Genomic DNA, 18,179 nt, shown 5'->3' on the forward strand with positions numbered 1-18,179 from the left:
ATGCCGCGCCTTTGCAGGGGCGTCAGCTTGCGTTGCGGCGGGGCCGCGTCAAAGACGGTTCGGAGGGAGCTTAGTGTAGCGAGATTGAGGAAAGGTTCAGCTTTCGCGGGCGATCTCCCGCCACCCGATATCCCGTCGGGCAAAGCCTTCTGGCCAAATAATTGCGTCCACGCCCGCGTAAGCACGCTGTTGTGCCTCTCTTACAGATGCCCCGAGCGCAGTAACATTCAGCACGCGCCCACCATTGGCGAGTAAACGGCTGCCATCGCGCTTCGTTCCGGCGTGGAACACAGTCAGGTGATCACCATCCAGCCCGTCGACCCCTTTGATTTCGCTGCCCTTGCCATAGTGGCCGGGATAGCCCTTGGTCGCCATGATGACGGTCAGCGCAACCTCGTCCTTCCAGGCCACGTCATGTCCCGCCAACGTGCCGGTGGCCACGGCGTGGAGCAGGGGGACGATGTCGCTCTCCATGCGCATGACCAGCACCTGCGTCTCCGGGTCGCCGAAGCGGGCATTGTACTCCACCAGCTTGGGTCCGTCCTCGGTCAGCATCAGCCCGGCATAGAGCACGCCGGCATAGGGCGTGCCCCGCTTGGCCATGCCGCGCACGGTGGGCTCGATGATCCGGGCCATGGTCTCGTCATAGATGTCCCTGGTCATCACAGGCGCGGGCGAATAGGCGCCCATACCCCCGGTATTCGGGCCCTGGTCGCCGTCAAAGGCGCGCTTGTGGTCCTGCGCCGTGGTCAGCGGCAGGATCGTCTTGCCGTCGGTCAGCACGAAAAGGCTGACCTCCTCGCCTTCCATGAATTCCTCGATCACCACGGCCGCGCCCGACGCCCCGAAGGCGCCCGAGAAACAGTCGATGATTGCTTCTTCGGCTTCCTCGACGCTCATGGCGACAGTGACACCCTTGCCGGCGGCGAGGCCATCGGCCTTGATCACGATGGGCGCCCCCTGCACGTAGAGATAGGCCAGGGCCGAGGCTTCATCCTCGAAGCGGTGATAGGCCGCCGTGGGAATATCGAATTCGTCGCAGAGCGCCTTGGTAAAGCTCTTCGATCCCTCAAGCTGCCCGGCTGCCTTGGATGGGCAGAAGCAGGTAAAGCCCGCCGCGCGCACATCATCACCGAGGCCGGCAACCACCTGCGCATCCGGGCCAACGACGACGAAATCGATCTGGTGTTCTTTTGCGGCCGCAATCACCGCTGCATGGTCGGTAATGTCAACGGGCACATTGGTCGCCACCAGTTCGCTGCCGCCGTTGCCCGGCGCCACGAACAGCGCACTCACCAGAGGCGACTGCGCAATCTTCCAGGCCAGCGCATGCTCGCGTCCACCCGAACCGATGACCATAACGCGCATCTGCTGCCTCCATGCTGTGCTGCGCGCGTGATGCAGGAAAGTGCGTGGGGAGGCAAGGGCATTGGCGCGCTGCTGATAGCAAACGGGCAGGCATATGGGTTGACTCAGAGGGTGTGTGCGCAAATATATGCGCAATGAGGGGTGCCATGCAGCACGAAACCAACACGGCCAAAATCAAGGCACGGCTTGAGCGTGAGGATTGGGAGCTCGTTGGCGGCACCAAGCATGACAAGTATCGAAAGGCGGGCAGCCCCTCGATCATGGTACCACGGCACCGGGTTGTAACTCCGGGGGTGGCGCAGTCCATTGCCAAGGCGGCTGGCTGGACGAAGTAGGAAAATGGCCGCAAGTGGACGTCAGCGATGAGCCGGTTTCTCGCCATTATTGAACAGGATGCCCAAGAGGGCGTCTTTTTTGCGCTTTTCCCCGATGCCCCAGGATGCATTGCGGATGGAGCATCACAGGACGAAGTCCTGGACAATGCAGCCGACGCGCTGTCCGAGTGGGTGGCTGACGAAGTGGCCGATGGCCGCGATGCGCCAAAGGCGCGCAGCTATGCGGAACTCCTGCAATCCGGCGAGATTGGATCGAATGGCGGCACTATGGTTGCGTGGGTGCCGCTCTTACTGGACACAGGTAAACTGGTGCGAGCCAATATCTCGATGGATGCCGGCTTGCTGGCCTCCATTGACGAAGCTGCGGCACGACGTGGCGTGACGCGTTCCGCCTTCCTCGTTTCAGCGGCGCGAGAAAAGATCAAGGCCGGCGCCTAAAGCTCCGCCTCTTTGAAAATCGGCAGCACGCTCTCGTTCCATTCGCCGTAGAACTTGTCCAGCCAGCGCCGCGCCGGCGGCTTGCCTGTTCGCACGGTCTCTTCCAGCGGTGCCAGATAGATGGTCTCGTCCTCGCCCTTGGCATTGAGCCGGTTGCGACGCACCAGGCCCGCTTCGGCAATGCCCACGGCCTGCGCCGCCACATCGAAGATCGAGGAGCGATCGAACGGCGTGTCGAGCCCGAGGCGCGGCACTTCGCGGCGCAGGTGCTCGCGTTCGTCATGGGTCCAGTTCTTCACCAGCTCCCAGGCGGATTCGAGCGAGATTTCGTCATAGAGCAGGCCCGTCCAGAAGGCCGAGAGTGCCACGACATGGGCCTCATCGCCCATATCGGCGCCGCGCATTTCGAGGAATTGCTTGAGCCTCACTTCCGGGAACAGGGTGGACAGGTGGTCCTCCCAATCCTTGATCGTGGGTTTTTCGCCCGGCAGCTGCGGCAGGTTCCCATCGAGGAAGTCGCGGAAATTCTCGCCCGCCACGTTGATGTATTTCTTGTCGCGGATGACGAAATACATCGGCACGTCGAGCGCGTAGTCGGCATATTGCTCGAAGCCAAAGCCCTCGTCGAACACGAAGGGCAGCATGCCGGTGCGCGCGTCGTCGGTATTGCGCCAGATTTCGCTGCGAAAGCTCAGATAGCCGGTGTCGCGGCCATTGGCGAAGGGCGAGTTGGCGAACAGCGCCGTCGCCACCGGCTGCAGCGCCAGCGATACGCGCAGCTTCTTGACCATGTCGGCTTCGCTGGAAAAATCGAGATTGGTCTGCACCGTGGCCGAGCGATACATCATCGAGGTGCCCAGCGTGCCGGTCTCGCCCATATACTTGGTCATGATCCCATAGCGTGACTTGGGCATGGCCTTGATCTCGTCCACCGCCCAGAGCGGGGTGACGCCCAGACCGAGGAAATGGATGTCGAGCGGCGCGGCGACCTTCTTAGCCACGCGCATATGTTCGGCCAGTTCTTCGGCCGTTCCATGCAGGTCCGCCATCGGCGCGCCGCTCAGCTCGAACTGCCCGCCCGGCTCGAGCGAAATGCCACCGATCGTGTCATTGCGCAGCCCGATCGGATTGTCCCCGTCATGGAAGGGGTGCCAGCCGGTTTCCTTTTCAATCCCTTCGAGCAAGGCGCGGATACCCTGTGCGCCTTCATAGGCAACCGGGCGCAGCGGATCGGTGTGGAAGACGTGCTTTTCGTGCTCGGTGCCGATCCGCCATTGGTCAGCGGGCTTGCAGCCACGCGCCATGGCCTCGATCAGGTCTGCCCGCGAAGAGATCTGGGGCGAAGGAGTGTCGGCACCGGCCATGGAGTCCTCTTGGCTGAGGGAGATAGATTGGTGGCGCAAAATAGCGAGCGCAAGACGGAAAGCAATCGGCTTTTATCGCCAATCACCGATGATGGCCTGGATGACCGCCAATCCGGCTACTGCCGCCGTGTCGGCGCGCAGGATTCGGGGTCCCAGGCTGATGGGGACAACGAAAGGCAGGTCATGAAGTTTCGCCCGCTCCGCATCGGAAAACCCGCCTTCGGGCCCCACCAGCAATCCGACGCGCTGGCCCTTCAGTTGCTCGAGCGCAACAACCGGCGAAGAAGACGCGACCCCTTCATCGGCGAAGATCAGCTTTCGCTCGCCATGCACGTCAGCCCAGCTGTCCAGCAACGCCCCGAGCCCGATTTCGGGGGCGATTGAGGGCACATTGAGCACCTCGCACTGCTCCGCCGCTTCGATGGCATTGGCCGCCAGCCTCTCGGTCTTGAGCCGGTGCACCTGGGTGAACTGGGTCATGACGGGCTGGATGGTGCCCACGCCCATCTCCACCGCCTTCTGGATCACATAATCCAGCCGTTCGCTCTTGAGCGGGGCAAAACCATACCAGAGATCATTGGCCGGGGTTTGCACCGCCACCAGTTCGACGACATCAAGCGCCACCGACTTCTTCGAATCGCTGGTCAGCCGACAGAGCCAGGCCCCATCCCGCCCATTGAACAGCACCACCTCATCACCCACGCCCTTGCGCAACACGGCAGCAAGGTACAGCGACTGGTCCTTGTCGAGTGTCAGGCTGGTTCCGCCAGCAAGGTCCGGTTCGACAAACAGGCGCGGAAGGTGAGAATGGCTGCGGGGCATATTTCTTTCTCCCCTTCTCCCCTTGCGGGAGAAGGTGGCGCGAAGCGCCGGATGAGGGGTTTCGAATTCCACCTTAAACACTGTATGCGTGGAGAGAACCCCTCACCCTGATTTTCTGCTGAACGCAGAAAATCTGTCCCTCTCCCGCAAGGGGAGAGGGGAGGACGCGGTACTTGAGGCCCACCATGAACACCCCAAATCCCACCGGCACCGTCGCCGACGCCCATAAGGACAACTGGCTCGATCGCTATGCGCCCGATGCCGTAAAACCCTATGGCCGCCTTGCCCGCTGGGACCGGCCCATCGGCTTTTACCTTCTGTTCTGGCCCTGTGCCTGGGGCATTGGCCTGGCCGCCGTGGCCCAGCCCGATTTCGGCTTCGGCTGGTGGGCGGCGATCCTGATGTTCCTTGGCGCCATCCTCATGCGCGGCGCCGGCTGCACCTTCAACGACATCGTCGATCGCGACATCGACATGCAGGTCGCCCGCACCCGCTCGCGGCCCATTCCCTCGGGCCAGGTCACGGCCAGGGACGCAACGGTCTTCATGGTCGCCCAGGCGCTGCTCGCATCGGCCATCCTGTTCCAGTTCAACCGCTTCACCGTCTGGGCCTGCGTCGCCTCGCTGGTGCTGGTGGCCATTTACCCCTTCATGAAGCGCATCACCTGGTGGCCGCAGCTTTTCCTCGGCCTCGCCTTCTCCTATGGCGCGCTGGTCGGCTGGTCGAGCCAGACCGGTGGCCTCGGCTGGGCGCCGGTCGTGCTCTATGCCGGAACTATCCTCTGGGTCATCGGCTACGACACAATCTATGCCCTGCAGGACATCGAGGATGACGCGCTGGTCGGGGTCAAATCCACGGCGCGGCTGTTTGGCGACAATGTTCGCCCGGCCGTCGCCGCGCTCTATGCCGGCGCCTTCGTGCTCTGGAACGTCGCCAACCTCATGGCAGGCGGCGGCGCCATCTTCGCCGCCCTCTCGCTGGTGGCCGCCGGCTTGATGGCCTGGCAGCTCTGGTCTCTCGATGCCGAGGTGCCGCGAAACCCGTTTATCCGCTTTTACAACAACCACTATGTTGGGGTGGCGCTGACCCTGGCGCTGCTCGCGGAGTGGGTCTGGTAGCGCGTTCCTGGCGTTCTGACCGGTTTGGTGACGCCTGGTGCTAACAGTCTGATAGCAAATTGCCCAAAAGCGAAAGGGCCAACCGCACCACCGGTTGACCCTTTTCGCTTGCTTTGGAGGCAGCAGGAATTAGTTGGCCATATCCTGGCCGGGCTTGCGGCGGTTGAGGAAACGGGGACGGCGCGAGGCATCGGCGGCCAGTTTCCGGCGCGGGGCAGGGCTGCCCAGCATCACGCCATCAACCTGCTGGCTATAGGGCATGTAGGCGCCGTCGCCGGCCTTGATGAACAGCGGCAGGCGGAGCTTCTTGCCCCAGTTCTGCCATTCGGCCACCACGTTGTGGTTGCCCTCTTCTTCGAAGACCTTGTAATTCAATTCAGAATCCGAGTGGACCAGCTCGATCGAGCTCGTCAGCATGCCGTCCTCGGAGATCGCGGTCGCCACGGCGACGCCGATGAATTCGGTAACCGGCACCTTGATCTTGACCGCCACGCCGCTCTGTTCGAGCTGCTTGCGGACCGTCACGGTTTTGACCGGGTCCTTGGGGCCATTGTCGTTGGCCGCCATGAAGCGGCGCTCGGCCAGTGCTGGGCGGCCGAAGGCCAGAACGACCGATGTGCCTTCCATCGCAACGCCATGAACCATTTTTGATGCCTTCCTGTAACTTCGAGAGCTGTTTTTTGCGCTCCGTTTGTGAGGCCAATCTAGCGCAGCCCCTTACCCGCCACCTTAATCGGTTCGGTTAAGTTTATGTTGTTTTCCCGCAGGGTTAGCAGGGTATTGCACCTAGTCAGAAGCGATTAACCGCGTCGCTTGCACTCCCGTTTACCCTGCCATTCCTAGCGCGATAGGCGGCGCCCTTGTCGAAACACCGGCTGAAGCCTAAAAGGCCCGCACGATGCCGGCTTTTGCCCCACCCTATAGTGATGATCTCGAACTGCTCCGCTCCACGGCGGTGGCGGCGGGTATCATCGCGTCGAGCTATTTCCGGCGCGACATCAAGAGCTGGACCAAGGAAAATGCCTCGCCGGTCAGCGAGGCCGACATTGTCGTCGACCGCTTCCTGGCCGCCAATCTCCTGCAGGCGCGCCCTGACTATGGCTGGCTCAGCGAAGAAACCGTCGACAACCCAAGCCGCCTCGATTGCGAGCGCGTCTTCGTCGTCGATCCCATCGACGGCACCCGCGCCTTTCTCCGTGGCGAGGACTACTGGACCGTCTCCCTGGCCGTGGTCGAAAATGGCGTGCCCGTGGCCGGCGTCGTCTATGCCCCCGCACGCGACGAGCTTTATGAGGCCAGCAAGGGCGGCGGGGCCCGCCTCAACGGGCAGCCCCTGCAGCGCTCCCGCCGTGCCGGTGCCCCCCCGCTGATCCCCGCGCCCGGTGCCGTGCATCAGGAATTGCAGGCCGCAGGCCTCGATTATACCCGCGGCCCGGCCTATCCCTCGCTCGCCTATCGGCTGGTGCAGGTGGCCACCGGCAAGCTCGATGCCGCCGTCGCAAGGCGCGGCGCGCAGGATTGGGATATTGCCGGCGCCGCCGTGATCCTCTCGGAAAGCGGCCTCGACCTCGCCGATGTCTGCACCGGGTTCCCACAATTGAACAAACGAGATGTGCGCCACGGAGCGCTTGCGGCGCTGGGCGACATGAGCCTAAAACCCCTCGTCCACGCGGCTTTGCTCAAGGTCTATGGCTGCCCGCCGACCGAAACCGCCGCCGCGCCGGACACGACACTGAACCAAACGCGGGACTGACCGATGGCTGACAAGACCGACAAACAACTGCTGCACCTGGTGATCGGTGGCGAACTCTCGAGCATTGATGGCGTCACCTTCGCCGACCTGGACCAGGTCGACATCGTCGGTGTCTACCCCAATTACGCCGCAGCCGAAAAGGTCTGGCGCGCCAAGGCGCAGCAGACCGTGGACAGCGCCCAGACACGCTATTTCATCGTCCACTTGCACCGCCTGCTCGATCCGGAAACTGCCGGTAGCTAAGCCGCGTCTCAGCCCAGTCCCAGCGCCGCCAGAATGGCGCTGAGGGCACCCGGCCCGCCGATGCGCTCGCGGCCAGTCGCTCCCAGCCGGGCGCGTTCCGCGTCATTGCCCAGCAGGTCGGTCAGCGCCAGCGCGACATTGCCCACTTCCGCATCGACGACCACACGGGCCGCCCCGAACAGTTTCTGCTCATCCTCGAAGCGCGAACGCCGGTCGCGCGGATTGACGAAGGTAATGACCGGCTTGCCCAGGCCCAGCGCCTGGATACTGGCGGTTCCGGCCTGGCTCAGCACCACATCCGATGCATCGAGCAGGTTACCCATGGCCCGGCCACGCGCGATGTGAATGGTGACACCGTCGCCGCTAAGCGTGCCCAGATCATCCGGCTCGCTGCTGAGCATGGGAACACGGGTCAGCCCGGCGGCCCGCGCCAGGCTCTCGACTCCAACGCTGCCGGCTACGGCGAGGAAGACATCTGGTCGCAACTCTTCCGGCACCCGTTTGAGCGCACCCACCTGCAAGGCAAGGCTTTCGCCGGTCAGTGCCCGGCTTCCCGGCAGCAGTGTCACCGCCAGCGGACGACTGCGCCGCGAGGGCGCGTCATAGTCCCCGTGCGGAATGGTATCCATCATCAGGTTGCCGGCAGAACGCGCATCCACGCCCGACTGGCGCAACAGCGCGGCAAGATTGTCGGCACGACAGAAGACCAGCGCGCAGCTATGGCGGATCGCCCGCCTCTCCATATTGGAGTACAGCCGCGCCGAGCCGGTCTTGTAGACATCGAGATAGACGATATCGCGATGGCCGGTGAACGAGCAGGCGAGAACGCCGACCATGTCCCCAACCACGATGATCCGGTCATAGCGCCCGCGAATGGCACGCAGGAATTTGAGCGCCGGGGGAATGGTGAAGAGGCCGCCGTTGACAATATCGCGGCGCAGGGAGCCTTTGACATTGCGCCAGCCTTCAGAAGCCAGCGTCGCGCGGGGGCCGACGATCGGGCAAATGCCGTCATAGGCCTTGCCGCTGCCGATCATGGGATAAGCTTCGACGGCAACGCCGGGCGGTAGCTGGGCAATCAGCTGCGCCGCTATGGCGTCCTCACCGTGTCCATTGGAAATGACCAGGAAGCGCTGCAGCGACCCAATCTCGACCACGCTAGACGCCCCGGCCGAAACGTTCAAATGCGGTGTGGGCCGTCACGGCGTCGGCATAGGGCTCCTGACGGTCGACGCTCCAGTAGAAGAGTTCGTCCAGCGGGATCGGCTTGCCTGATATGGCGCAGCGGACAAAGCTGCCGGGCTTGAGCACGACATAGTCGCCATCGAGATAGCGCAGGGTGGCTTCTGCCGGGGCAAATCCCTTGTCGAAGATGTTCATGCCATTATTCCTTGCTGACCCTGCCCATATAGCGATCGGTCACGCCCATCAAAAGAGACTTTCCTGTGAACCGTCATCCGGTCCGGATCGCACAGGCTTTCGCCGCGCCGCCGGCGCTCCGCCGACCGTGACACCCACTTCACCATCGACGAATGTCAACTTGAGGGCGTCGCCGGGCCGCGCTTGGGCCTGACTGGAAATCACCTGTCCGGCCTCGTCCTGCACCAGAGCATAGCCGCGTGCCAAGACATTGCGATAACTCAAGGTTTCCAGAAGCTTGCTGAACTGCTCAAGTTTGTGGCGGCGCTCGGTCGTCATTTCCCCGGCTGCCAGCCCCAGGCGCTGGCGCAGCGGCGCCAGCCGCGCTTCGGCGTGGCGCAGTTCGGCCCGCAGCGGCTTGTCGGACAAGCGCGGTGCGATCCGCGCCAGGGCGGCCTGTTTGCGTTCCAGCGCCGTCGCGGTGGCGGAGGGCAGGCGCGCGGCAATCGGGTCGAGGCGCAACCGGGCCCGTTCGACAGTCTTGGTCAAGCCGCTTGCCCCATGCCTGCCCAGATTGGCCAGCCGCTCGGCCAGCTCGACATGGCGCCGCCGCACCAGCCTGGGGTGCATGGCGGAGGCTGCCTCCGAAAATTTCAGGCGCCGCGCCTGCACGAAATGGCGCAGCGCGCCCGTCAACTGGCTCGCCGCGAGATCCAGGCTCTGGCGCTGGGTCGCCACCAGGTCGGTGGCACGCGGCAGGCCTGCGCCGGCCGCCCGCAGCCGGTCCCTCAGGCTGCTGAGGCTCCGCCGCGCCGCCTGCCTTTGCCGGGCGCCCTGATCCTCGACATAGGCAATCAGCTCGGCGCGCACCGGCACGGCCGCCTCGGCTGCCGCCGTCGGGGTCGGCGCGCGCATGTCCGAGGCATAGTCGATGAGTGTCGTGTCGGTCTCGTGCCCCACGGCCGAAATCACCGGAATGCCCGAGGCCGCGACGGCCCGCACCACCGCTTCCTCGTTGAACCCCCAGAGATCCTCGATCGAGCCACCGCCACGGGCGACGATCAGCAGGTCAGGACGGGGAATCGGCCCGTGGGGCAGGAAGGCGTTGAACCCTTCTATGGCGTTGACCACTTCGGGCGCGCAGGTCTCGCCTTGTACCCGTACCGGCCAGACCAGCACATGGCTGGGGAATCGATCATCGAGCCGGTGGAGAATGTCGCGGATGACAGCGCCAGTGGGCGAGGTGATCACGCCAATGACCCGCGGCAGATAGGGCAGGGGCCGCTTGCGCTCGCGGGCGAACAGACCCTCGGCCAGAAGTTTCTTGCGGCGCTCTTCCAGCAAAGCCATCAGCGCTCCGGCGCCGGCCGGCTCGATGTTTTCGATGACGATCTGGTACTTGCTCGACCGCGGGAAGGTTGTCAGCCGCCCCGTAGCGATGACTTCGAGCCCTTCCTCGGGCTTGAAGGCCAGACGGCCATAGCTGCCCTTCCAGATCACCGCGTCAATCGAAGCGGCATCATCCTTGAGCGTGAAATAGGCGTGGCCCGACGAGTGCTGGCCACGAAACCCCGAGATCTCGCCGCGCACCCGCACATGGCCGAACTCGTCCTCGACAGTCCGTTTGACCGCCTGCGCGATCTCGGAAACGGTGAACTCGGCGGCATTGGTCAGAACCTGAGACATATACCTCTGGTGCGACAAAGCTGGACGAGGGTCAAGCGCCTACTCGGCGGCTTCCTTGTGAGCCGAAAGGGTAGGGATGGCGCTGACATCGACATTGCGCTCGGCATGCCAGGTGTCGAACGCAACCTGCATGCCTATCCACAGGCGTGGTCCATTGCCGAAGAGTTTCCCCAAACGCACCGCCATTTCCGGCGAGATCGGCTTTCTTTCTGACAGGATATCGTGGAGGTGCTGGCGTGAAATCCCCAGCAGGCGAGCAATCTCCGACTTGCTCTTTCCGGTTGCCGGGATAATGTCCTCGGCAAGCAGTTCGCCGGGGTGCGGAGGGCACCAATCGCCGCGGACAGCAGGCACGGACTCAATGGTACTGTTCGAAGTCGACATCGGTCGCATCCTTTTCATCGAAAGAGAACGTGATGCACCACGGTCCGTTGACGTGAATTGTGTAGCGAACTGGGGGCGCACCGCGAAGGGCGTGGAAGTTGAAGCCGGGGACGTTGAGATCGTCCGCAGCGCCTGCGAGTTCCAGAGCTTGCAGCCTTCGCCTGATCCGAGGCAGTAGCTTTTGGTCAAGCTTGGCCGAGCGCCCGCTTGTCCAAAGCTCAGCCAAGCCCTTGTGGCGAAAACTGCGGATCATGGTGCAAAAGTAAGCAAGTCGCTTACATGTGTCAATGATCCGCTTACACTACTCCGCCGCCTCTGCGTGCTGGGCCTGTTCCAGATTGCCCATCGACTGGACGATGTGATTGGCCAGGGCATCATAAATGCCGCCATAGGCATGGCTCGAGCGCATCAGGGCGATCTGTGCATCCGCAAGGCGCGGCAGGCCGTATTCGTCGCCAACCACGCGCATGCCCGGCTGCAGGGCGCTTTCCGGCAGGAAGCCGACGGCCAGGTCCGACAATACGGCCGACGAAATGGCCGTCGCATTGGATGAGGTATAGGCGACCCGATAATCAAGGCCAGTGCGATCCAGTTGCTCCATCGCGTCCTTGCGCCATATGCAGCAATTGGGACCGCAGGCAATTGCCAGCGGCTCGCTGGCCAGCGCCCGTCCGCCATGGCTCGACACCCAGAACATCTTCTCGGTTCGGAACAGCTCGCCGAAATTGTGATCTGTGCCCTGTGTGAAGACGATCAGGTCGTAACGTCCACCCTTCATGCCTTCCAGCAACTGTTCGGAGGCCATGCAGGATACGTCCACCGCGATCTTGGGATGGGTGCGCTGGAAGCTGGAAAGGATAACCGGCAGGAGGCGCACCGCATAATCGTCCGGCACCCCGAAGCGGATCGAGCCGGCCAGGTCTCCGTCGTTGAAGTGATCGAGGATCTCGGCATTGGTGCGCAGCATCTTGCGCGCCCGCTCATAGAGCACATCGCCATGGTGGGTGAGGCTCACGCTGCGCCCGTCGCGGGTGAACAAGGCATGCCCGAGTCGCTCCTCCAGCCGCTTGATCTGCATCGACACGGCCGACTGGGTTTTGTTCACCCGGCGCGCGGCCTCGGTGAAGCTGCCGCAGTCGGCAATGGCGCAAAAGCTCTGGAGCTGATCGAGGTCGAGAGGGGCGGTCATGGTTCATCACCCAAATTGATCGTCGGGATGAAATCTATTTGTTGGACGAATGGAAGTCCAGCGGGCTATTTCTTCAACCATTGGCACAACGCTGTGCCGATCCCTTCCGTCGGACCTCCCCCTCCGACGGTTTCATTATGACCTCGGAGACTTGAAATGGCTCTCTCGCTGCCCGGCGAGCGGTCAGTCGCGGCTGGCTCGCACGTCAATCCTATCAGTGCCCTTTTTGCATGGGTTGCCCGTGCAAAAGCCAATCGTACCCGCCGCGCTGCGCTTCAGAGCCTGCTCGAGCTTGATGCTGTACATCTGCGCGATCTTGGCATTACGGCCCAGGACATTGCTGAAGCCCTCGCGGCGCGCGATGGCCGGACCCCCGGCATGGTCCTCAACGCCGCCCGCGCACGCAGCGCGCGCAGCTGATCGAATTGGTGGCCGGCCATGCCGGTCATCCTCCCGGTTGGGACGAACACTTTTGCCGGTGAGCGTCCCATCTCCAGGGCTGGCCCTTGGCCAGTCCCGTCCGGACCGGTTTTGCCGCCGGTTCCGTTTCCTGACCAACTGCCGGGCCGTGCACCGCACGTGTCCGGCTTTTTTTATGCGGCGGGAATGAAGGTGACGCCGATCTCGGTTTCCGAGCGCCAGACAACCGCGCAGGAGAAATGCCGGCCGTCGTCCATGGCGAGGCCAAATCGTTCGGGCACGCCCACTGAGCTGGTCACCACCAGCTTGGCGCCGGCTTCAGAGAAGTTGCGGATCGTGCAGTCGAAGGTAGAGCGACCCTCATTGATCACAATATGCCCACCCTTGAGCGTGCGGCGGCGCTGAACCTTGCGACGGTCTTCTTCAGTCAAGCAATGACTCCCCGGGAGGGGTCAGGGGAGGGCGGCAAAGCCTTCGGCGAAGCCATCGAGCGAGACGGGAATGCCCACGCCTTCCTCAGGGGTCTTGAACACGACGAAGATGGCATTGGTGCCTTCCGAAAGCACCTTGATGATCTCGTCGTCGAGCTCGACCTCCGCAATGCAGCCATTGGGCAGGCAGCGCACGAAGGCGACGCGCCCCAGATCGGTGCCGTCGACATTAAGGCCAAGGCCATTGGGCAGCAGCACGCCAAGCGGTGCCAGCACGCGCAACAGGCGCGCCTCGCGGTCGGCAGTGCGCAGCACGATCACCGATAGGCCCACATTGGGCTGATCTTCGGCCAGCACGTTCTGGATGATGGCGCATTGCTCGAAACTGGCGCCCGGGGGCGTATCGCAGCTCATCTGCCAGTCGCCGTGCTCGGACCGGATCGTGCCTTGTGCCATTGCAGGGACCGCCAGCAGGCTCATTGCGATCGCACCCAGCACACCAAGCCGCTTTGCCAAGACCATCACTTCTATCACTGCTCCTGCCGAATCGGCGCTTTGCGCATGCCTTCGGTTTGTTTCCGACACGGACCTTGGCCTGTCAACCAAAGCCCGGATTTCAGGCGGGTTTTCTAGGCAAACTGCGGCGCTCATGAGGCAGCTCGGAGGCAATGCGGCACCAATTTGCCGCACTAGCCTGCCCCAAGGCTCCAATAGACTCACGCATGGCAATGTGATTTAGGTCAAAAACGAGTTTTACGCTCCGAAGTTGAGTCGGGGCGGCGTTAGCTATGCCGCTATTCACCCTGCCTGCTTCGGTGCAAGCCGCCAGAACATGTCGATAGGGGGTATATGGTGACCGGGCAGTTCTTTAGGAAGATGGGCGCCGTTTCGGCGGCCGCACTGGCACTGGTGCCGGCAATGGCATCAGCCCAGGAGATCGGCGCGGTCGGTCGTGGCCATCCTGAGCCGGGTCAGTTCCACTTGCAGGAGTCCGTGACTCCGATCATGGACTCCATCGTGGCCTTCCATGATGGCATCCTGATGTGGACCATTACCGGCATCGTTCTGCTGGTGCTGGCCCTCCTGATCGTCGTCGTCGTGCGCTTCAATGCCAAGGCCAATCCGGTCCCGGCACGCTTCACCCACAACACTCTGGTGGAAGTGATCTGGACCGTGGTGCCGATCCTTGTCCTGGTGGTCATCGCCATCCCGTCCTTCGGCGTTCTGTCTGATCAGCTCACGGTTCCCGATGGTGAGCGCAAGTATCTTGGCGCCAACATCTTCTCGCTTGGCGAAGTTGAAGTTCCGGCTGCAACCCTGACCGTCAAAGCCTCGGGCGAGCAGTGGTACTGGAACTACGAATATGTGGATCAGGGCGTGGCCTTCGATTCGAACATGCTCAACGAAGAAGAGATTGCCCAGCTCAAGCCCGGTCAGCCGCGCCTGCTGGCCGTCAACAACGAGCTGGTCGTTCCCGTCGATACCACCGTGCGCATGCAGGTCACCGCCAGCCCGACCGGTGTGATCCATGCTTTCGCCGTGCCCTCTTTCGGCGTCAAGATCGACGCTGTCCCCGGCCGTCTCAATGAGACCTGGTTCAATGCCCGCGAGACCGGCATCTACTACGGTCAGTGCTCGGAACTGTGCGGCAAGGACCATGCCTATATGCCCATCGGCATCCGCGTCGTGACTGCCGACGAATTCGCCGCCTTTATCGCGGCCTTCGAAGAAAGCCGTGACTACGCGACTGCAGCCGCCACCCTGCCGGCGCTGTAACTCAAGGGTCAGAGGAAACAAAAATGGCAAATACTGCAAACCTCGAAGCCCACGCTACCGGGCACGATCATGCCAGCCACGACCACCACACCCCCACGGGTTGGCGTCGCTGGGTCTATTCGACCAACCACAAAGACATCGGGATCATGTACCTGGTGTTCTCGATTGTCGCCGGCATCATCGGTGGTCTGCTCTCGGGTGCCATGCGCCTCGAGCTGCAGGAGCCGGGTATCCAGATTTTCCACGGCCTCGCTGCCATGGCCTATGGTCTCGAGGGCGATAGCGCCATCGACGCCGGCAAGCACATGTTCAACGTGTTCGTGTCGGCACACGCGCTCATCATGGTGTTCTTCACCGTCATGCCCGCGACCATGGGTGGTTTTGCCAACTACTTCGCGCCGCTGATGATCGGCGCGCCCGATACGGCCTTCCCGCGCATCAACAACATCGCGTTCTGGCTGCTGCCCCCGGCGCTGATCCTGACCGTGCTGTCGATGTTCTTCGAAGGCCCTGCCGGTGCAATGGGCTTCGGTGGCGGCTGGACCGCCTATCCGCCGCTCTCCACCACCGGTCATCCGGGCCCGGCAACCGACTTCGTGATCTTCTCGCTGCACGTCGCCGGTGTCAGCTCGATCCTGGGGGCCATCAACCTCATCACCACCATCCTCAACATGCGCGCCCCGGGCATGACGCTGCACAAGATGCCGCTGTTCGCCTGGTCCGTGCTCGTTACCGCCTTCCTGCTGCTGCTGGCTCTGCCGGTTCTGGCCGGCGCCATCACCATGATGCTGACCGACCGCAATTTCGGCACCACCTTCTTCTCTCCTGAAGGCGGCGGCGATCCCGTCCTCTACCAGCACCTGTTCTGGTTCTTCGGTCACCCCGAAGTGTACATCATGATCCTGCCGGGCTTCGGCATCATCTCGCACATCGTGGCCACCTTCTCGCGCAAGCCAGTCTTCGGATACATGGCCATGGCCTATGCCATGGTGGCCATCGGCTTCGTAGGCTTCGTCGTGTGGGCACACCACATGTACACCACCGGCCTCAGCCTCGACGTGCAGCGCTACTTCGTGGCCGCGACCATGGTCATCGCGGTGCCGACGGGTGTGAAGATCTTCTCGTGGATCGCCACCATGTGGGGCGGCTCCATCACCTTCCGCGTTCCCATGCTCTGGGCCATCGGCTTCATCTTCCTGTTCACCGTTGGTGGTGTGACCGGTGTGGTGCTGGCCAATGCCGGTGCCGACCGCGCCCTGCACGACACCTATTACGTGGTGGCACACTTCCACTACGTGCTCTCGCTGGGCGCCGTGTTCTCGATCTTCGCGGGCTGGTACTACTGGTACCCCAAGATGTTCGGCTACATGTATTCCGAGTTCCTGGGCAAGCTGCACTTCTGGGTCATGTTCGTCGGTGTGAACCTGATCTTCTTCCCGCAGCACTTCCTTGGCCTCGCCGGCATGCCGCGCCGCTACATCGACTACCCCGATGCCTTCGCGCTGTGGAACCGTGTGTCTTCCGTCGGCTACTACGTCACCTTCGTGGCCATGCTGATCTTCTTCTACGCGACCTGGGAAGCCAGCCGTAAGAAGCGTCCGGCCGGCGACAATCCGTGGGGTGATGGTGCAACGACCCTGGAATGGACCCTGTCCTCTCCGCCGCCGTTCCACCAGTTCTCGACCCTGCCCAAGATCGACTCCAAGGATGCGCACTAGCGCACTCTAGGGACGCTCACTCGGCGCCCCTCGCAAGAATGGCGGATCGCGCAGGCGTCAGCGCGGTTCGCACCCTGAAAGGAAAGAGCATTGGCTTTTGTTGACGACAGCAGGGAAGTGACCACCTTTACCGGTGGTGCGCGCGTCGAGGACTACCTCGCGCTGCTCAAGCCGCGCGTCATGTCGCTAGTGGTGTTCACGGCACTCGTGGGCATGCTTGTGGCTCCCGGCGGCATCAATCCCTTTGTCGGCCTCATTGCCATTGCCTGCATCGCCATCGGGGCCGGAGCCTCCGGCGCGCTCAACATGTGGTACGATAGCGATATCGACGCCATCATGAGCCGCACCCAGAACCGACCCATTCCCGCCGGCCGCATGACCCGCGGCGAGGCTCTGGCCTTCGGTCTCGTCCTCTCGGTCTTCTCGGTGACCCTGCTGGGCCTTGCGACCAATTGGGTGGCCGGCGCCTTCCTCGCCTTCACCATCTTCTTTTATGCCGTCGTCTATACGATGTGGCTCAAGCGCTCGACGCCGCAGAACATCGTCATCGGCGGCGCGGCCGGCGCTTTCCCGCCCATGGTGGGCTGGGCTGCCGTCACAGGCACATTGAGCTGGGAGAGCTTTGCGCTCTTCCTCATCATCTTCCTCTGGACCCCGCCCCATTTCTGGGCGCTGGCGCTCTACAAGCAGGGCGACTACGGCGCCGCTGGTGTGCCGATGATGCCCAATGTGGCGGGCGAAAAGTCCACCAAGTGGCAGATCTTCGGTTATTCCATCGTTCTGGCCGTTGCCAGCCTCCTGCCGACCTGGCTGGGCTTCTCGAGCTGGATCTATGGCGCCGTCGCCACCATCACCGGCATCAGCTTCGTCTGGCTGTGCCTGCGCCTGCTGCGCGCGCCGGACTCCGTGTCCATGCGCCGCACCGCCCGGACCGTGTTCACCTATTCGCTGAGCTATCTGTTCGTGGTCTTCCTGGCGCTCTTTACCGACTTTATCGCCCAGCGCATGGGAGTAATCTGACATGGCTGAAATCACCGCTGCGAAACTCGCCCCCAATGGCATGACCGAAGAGCAGGATGCGGCCTTCCGCAAGCAGCGGCGTCGCCGCTCGCTCGCCCTTGCCGGCGCCCTGGCCCTGTTCGCGCTGACGTTTTACGTGCTGACCCTCGTCAAGATGGGTCCCGCTCTGTTCGACCGTGCACTCTGATGGCCGACGCAACCCTTCCCTTCCGTCCGACTGACCCGGGGCGCCGCAACAAGCGCGTGGCCGTGACACTGGCTGGCGTGGCGGTTGGCATGGTGGGTCTCGCCTTTGCGTCCGTGCCGCTCTACCAGCTCTTCTGCCAGGTAACGGGTTTTGGTGGCACTACGCAGGTGGCCTCAGAAAATCCCAAGGGTGTCATCGCCCGCGAGATGAAGGTGCGCTTCGACGTCAATATCGATCCGGCTCTGCCCTGGTCGGTCGAGGCCGCGGCGCCGATCACCGACAGGATCGGCAATGTCGACACCGTCAACTACATCGCGACCAACAATTCCGATAAGCCGATCATCGGCCAGGCGATCTTCAACGTGGTGCCGGAAAAAGCCGGCGTCTATTTCAACAAGATCGAGTGCTTCTGCTTCACCGAGCAGACCCTGCAACCTGGTGAAACGGTCGAAATGCCCATCGTCTTTTTCGTCGATCCTGATATCGACGAAAATCGCGAGCTCAACACGATAAAAGAGATCACGCTCTCTTATACCTTCTACGCTTCAGACAGTGAGGGAAGCTGAAC

At 62.8% G+C, this 18,179-nt stretch carries 23 protein-coding genes; 11 read left to right on the forward strand and 12 right to left on the reverse strand.

The window, feature by feature from the left end; all coding sequences use genetic code 11:
- Positions 1-96: 96 nt before the first annotated feature.
- Entirely contained in the window at positions 97-1,368 is a 1,272-nt protein-coding gene (purD, locus tag MQW79_RS17065; protein WP_476585660.1) for a phosphoribosylamine--glycine ligase, read from the reverse strand.
- Between the two features lie 146 nt (positions 1,369-1,514).
- Between purD and MQW79_RS17070 the strand changes: the two genes are divergently transcribed.
- A complete protein-coding gene (locus tag MQW79_RS17070; protein ID WP_476585661.1) occupies positions 1,515-1,703 on the forward strand; it encodes a type II toxin-antitoxin system HicA family toxin in 189 nt (62 codons plus the stop codon).
- A 27-nt stretch (positions 1,704-1,730) separates the two neighbouring features.
- Positions 1,731-2,141: a type II toxin-antitoxin system HicB family antitoxin gene (locus tag MQW79_RS17075; RefSeq protein ID WP_476585662.1), complete on the forward strand. Its 411-nt coding sequence runs from the start codon at positions 1,731-1,733 to the stop codon at positions 2,139-2,141.
- On the opposite strand, the gene MQW79_RS17080 is transcribed toward MQW79_RS17075, so the two are convergent.
- Positions 2,138-3,505: a glutamate--cysteine ligase gene (locus tag MQW79_RS17080; RefSeq protein ID WP_476585663.1), complete on the reverse strand. Its 1,368-nt coding sequence runs from the start codon at positions 3,503-3,505 to the stop codon at positions 2,138-2,140. The genes MQW79_RS17075 and MQW79_RS17080 overlap by 4 nt on opposite strands.
- Positions 3,506-3,577: 72 nt before the next feature.
- Positions 3,578-4,327 carry a 16S rRNA (uracil(1498)-N(3))-methyltransferase gene (locus tag MQW79_RS17085; RefSeq protein ID WP_476585664.1) on the reverse strand — a complete coding sequence of 250 codons (750 nt, stop codon included), beginning with the start codon at positions 4,325-4,327 and terminating at the stop codon, positions 3,578-3,580.
- A 185-nt stretch (positions 4,328-4,512) separates the two neighbouring features.
- On the opposite strand from MQW79_RS17085, the gene ubiA reads away from it, so the two are divergent.
- Positions 4,513-5,445 (forward strand): 4-hydroxybenzoate octaprenyltransferase, encoded by a 933-nt coding sequence (gene ubiA / locus MQW79_RS17090; RefSeq protein WP_476585665.1) that lies wholly within the window; start codon positions 4,513-4,515, stop codon positions 5,443-5,445.
- 129 nt (positions 5,446-5,574) lie between these two features.
- Here ubiA and MQW79_RS17095 read toward each other — a convergent pair whose 3' ends face one another.
- Complete coding sequence (locus MQW79_RS17095; RefSeq protein ID WP_476585666.1) at positions 5,575-6,090, reverse strand: DUF6101 family protein; 516 nt, start codon at positions 6,088-6,090, stop codon at positions 5,575-5,577.
- A gap of 253 nt (positions 6,091-6,343) precedes the next feature.
- Here MQW79_RS17095 and MQW79_RS17100 point away from each other — a divergent pair, with 253 nt between their 5' ends.
- Positions 6,344-7,198, forward strand: coding sequence for a 3'(2'),5'-bisphosphate nucleotidase CysQ (locus tag MQW79_RS17100; RefSeq protein ID WP_476585667.1), 855 nt, complete (start codon positions 6,344-6,346; stop codon positions 7,196-7,198).
- A 3-nt stretch (positions 7,199-7,201) separates the two neighbouring features.
- Entirely contained in the window at positions 7,202-7,441 is a 240-nt protein-coding gene (locus MQW79_RS17105; protein ID WP_476585668.1) for a DUF4170 domain-containing protein, read from the forward strand.
- A gap of 8 nt (positions 7,442-7,449) precedes the next feature.
- Here the strand turns inward: MQW79_RS17105 and MQW79_RS17110 are convergent, their stop codons facing one another.
- The 6 genes from MQW79_RS17110 to MQW79_RS17135 are packed head-to-tail and all read right to left on the reverse strand — an operon-like array spanning position 7,450 to position 12,059.
- A complete protein-coding gene (locus MQW79_RS17110) occupies positions 7,450-8,598 on the reverse strand; it encodes a hypothetical protein (protein WP_476585669.1) in 1,149 nt (382 codons plus the stop codon).
- Position 8,599: 1 nt separating this feature from the next.
- On the reverse strand, positions 8,600-8,821 hold the full coding sequence (locus MQW79_RS17115; RefSeq protein ID WP_476585670.1) for a DUF2093 domain-containing protein: 222 nt from the start codon (positions 8,819-8,821) through the stop codon (positions 8,600-8,602).
- A 48-nt stretch (positions 8,822-8,869) separates the two neighbouring features.
- The gene (gene xseA, locus MQW79_RS17120; RefSeq protein ID WP_476585671.1) at positions 8,870-10,486 is read right to left on the reverse strand and encodes an exodeoxyribonuclease VII large subunit; all 1,617 of its coding nucleotides are present in this window, start codon (positions 10,484-10,486) and stop codon (positions 8,870-8,872) included.
- A 39-nt stretch (positions 10,487-10,525) separates the two neighbouring features.
- Entirely contained in the window at positions 10,526-10,870 is a 345-nt protein-coding gene (locus MQW79_RS17125) for a HigA family addiction module antitoxin (RefSeq protein ID WP_476585672.1), read from the reverse strand.
- A complete protein-coding gene (locus MQW79_RS17130; protein WP_476585674.1) occupies positions 10,845-11,123 on the reverse strand; it encodes a type II toxin-antitoxin system RelE/ParE family toxin in 279 nt (92 codons plus the stop codon). Before MQW79_RS17130 ends, MQW79_RS17125 begins: the two co-directional genes overlap by 26 nt.
- Before the next feature lie 48 nt (positions 11,124-11,171).
- A complete protein-coding gene (locus MQW79_RS17135) occupies positions 11,172-12,059 on the reverse strand; it encodes a LysR family transcriptional regulator (protein ID WP_476585676.1) in 888 nt (295 codons plus the stop codon).
- A 156-nt stretch (positions 12,060-12,215) separates the two neighbouring features.
- Between MQW79_RS17135 and MQW79_RS17140 the strand changes: the two genes are divergently transcribed.
- Positions 12,216-12,479, forward strand: coding sequence for a hypothetical protein (locus MQW79_RS17140; protein ID WP_476585677.1), 264 nt, complete (start codon positions 12,216-12,218; stop codon positions 12,477-12,479).
- Between the two features lie 173 nt (positions 12,480-12,652).
- Here MQW79_RS17140 and MQW79_RS17145 read toward each other — a convergent pair whose 3' ends face one another.
- Both MQW79_RS17145 and MQW79_RS17150 read right to left on the reverse strand, forming a co-directional pair.
- Positions 12,653-12,910, reverse strand: coding sequence for a PilZ domain-containing protein (locus MQW79_RS17145; protein WP_476585679.1), 258 nt, complete (start codon positions 12,908-12,910; stop codon positions 12,653-12,655).
- Between the two features lie 21 nt (positions 12,911-12,931).
- Positions 12,932-13,432, reverse strand: coding sequence for an invasion associated locus B family protein (locus MQW79_RS17150; RefSeq protein ID WP_476588258.1), 501 nt, complete (start codon positions 13,430-13,432; stop codon positions 12,932-12,934).
- Positions 13,433-13,759: 327 nt separating this feature from the next.
- On the opposite strand from MQW79_RS17150, the gene coxB reads away from it, so the two are divergent.
- From coxB to MQW79_RS17175, 5 genes are all read left to right on the forward strand, one after another.
- Positions 13,760-14,686 (forward strand): cytochrome c oxidase subunit II, encoded by a 927-nt coding sequence (gene coxB, locus MQW79_RS17155; protein WP_476585681.1) that lies wholly within the window; start codon positions 13,760-13,762, stop codon positions 14,684-14,686.
- Positions 14,687-14,709: 23 nt separating this feature from the next.
- Positions 14,710-16,404: a cytochrome c oxidase subunit I gene (gene ctaD, locus MQW79_RS17160; protein ID WP_476585683.1), complete on the forward strand. Its 1,695-nt coding sequence runs from the start codon at positions 14,710-14,712 to the stop codon at positions 16,402-16,404.
- Between the two features lie 90 nt (positions 16,405-16,494).
- Positions 16,495-17,424 carry a heme o synthase gene (locus MQW79_RS17165; RefSeq protein ID WP_476585685.1) on the forward strand — a complete coding sequence of 310 codons (930 nt, stop codon included), beginning with the start codon at positions 16,495-16,497 and terminating at the stop codon, positions 17,422-17,424.
- Position 17,425: 1 nt separating this feature from the next.
- Positions 17,426-17,611, forward strand: coding sequence for a hypothetical protein (locus MQW79_RS17170; RefSeq protein WP_476585687.1), 186 nt, complete (start codon positions 17,426-17,428; stop codon positions 17,609-17,611).
- Complete coding sequence (locus MQW79_RS17175; RefSeq protein WP_476585689.1) at positions 17,611-18,177, forward strand: cytochrome c oxidase assembly protein; 567 nt, start codon at positions 17,611-17,613, stop codon at positions 18,175-18,177. Before MQW79_RS17170 ends, MQW79_RS17175 begins: the two co-directional genes overlap by 1 nt.
- Positions 18,178-18,179: the final 2 nt, after the last annotated feature.

This window comes from Devosia sp. Micro-HW1 (assembly GCF_056341075.1).

Bases quoted from the DNA above. Each gene is read 5' to 3' on its own strand.
- ubiA (WP_476585665.1), top strand. From the start codon at position 4,513: ATGAACACCCCAAATCCCACCGGCACCGTCGCCGACGCCCATAAGGAC.
- coxB (WP_476585681.1), top strand. From the start codon at position 13,760: ATGGTGACCGGGCAGTTCTTTAGGAAGATGGGCGCCGTTTCGGCGGCC.
- MQW79_RS17105 (WP_476585668.1), top strand. From the start codon at position 7,202: ATGGCTGACAAGACCGACAAACAACTGCTGCACCTGGTGATCGGTGGC.
- MQW79_RS17095 (WP_476585666.1), bottom strand. From the start codon at position 6,090: ATGGTTCATGGCGTTGCGATGGAAGGCACATCGGTCGTTCTGGCCTTC.
- MQW79_RS17175 (WP_476585689.1), top strand. From the start codon at position 17,611: ATGGCCGACGCAACCCTTCCCTTCCGTCCGACTGACCCGGGGCGCCGC.
- MQW79_RS17115 (WP_476585670.1), bottom strand. From the start codon at position 8,821: ATGAACATCTTCGACAAGGGATTTGCCCCGGCAGAAGCCACCCTGCGC.
- purD (WP_476585660.1), bottom strand. From the start codon at position 1,368: ATGCGCGTTATGGTCATCGGTTCGGGTGGACGCGAGCATGCGCTGGCC.
- MQW79_RS17075 (WP_476585662.1), top strand. From the start codon at position 1,731: ATGAGCCGGTTTCTCGCCATTATTGAACAGGATGCCCAAGAGGGCGTC.
- MQW79_RS17140 (WP_476585677.1), top strand. From the start codon at position 12,216: ATGGCTCTCTCGCTGCCCGGCGAGCGGTCAGTCGCGGCTGGCTCGCAC.
- ctaD (WP_476585683.1), top strand. From the start codon at position 14,710: ATGGCAAATACTGCAAACCTCGAAGCCCACGCTACCGGGCACGATCAT.
- MQW79_RS17125 (WP_476585672.1), bottom strand. From the start codon at position 10,870: ATGTCGACTTCGAACAGTACCATTGAGTCCGTGCCTGCTGTCCGCGGC.
- MQW79_RS17130 (WP_476585674.1), bottom strand. From the start codon at position 11,123: ATGATCCGCAGTTTTCGCCACAAGGGCTTGGCTGAGCTTTGGACAAGC.
- MQW79_RS17135 (WP_476585676.1), bottom strand. From the start codon at position 12,059: ATGACCGCCCCTCTCGACCTCGATCAGCTCCAGAGCTTTTGCGCCATT.
- MQW79_RS17070 (WP_476585661.1), top strand. From the start codon at position 1,515: ATGCAGCACGAAACCAACACGGCCAAAATCAAGGCACGGCTTGAGCGT.
- xseA (WP_476585671.1), bottom strand. From the start codon at position 10,486: ATGTCTCAGGTTCTGACCAATGCCGCCGAGTTCACCGTTTCCGAGATC.
- MQW79_RS17080 (WP_476585663.1), bottom strand. From the start codon at position 3,505: ATGGCCGGTGCCGACACTCCTTCGCCCCAGATCTCTTCGCGGGCAGAC.
- MQW79_RS17085 (WP_476585664.1), bottom strand. From the start codon at position 4,327: ATGCCCCGCAGCCATTCTCACCTTCCGCGCCTGTTTGTCGAACCGGAC.
- MQW79_RS17100 (WP_476585667.1), top strand. From the start codon at position 6,344: ATGCCGGCTTTTGCCCCACCCTATAGTGATGATCTCGAACTGCTCCGC.
- MQW79_RS17170 (WP_476585687.1), top strand. From the start codon at position 17,426: ATGGCTGAAATCACCGCTGCGAAACTCGCCCCCAATGGCATGACCGAA.
- MQW79_RS17150 (WP_476588258.1), bottom strand. From the start codon at position 13,432: ATGGTCTTGGCAAAGCGGCTTGGTGTGCTGGGTGCGATCGCAATGAGC.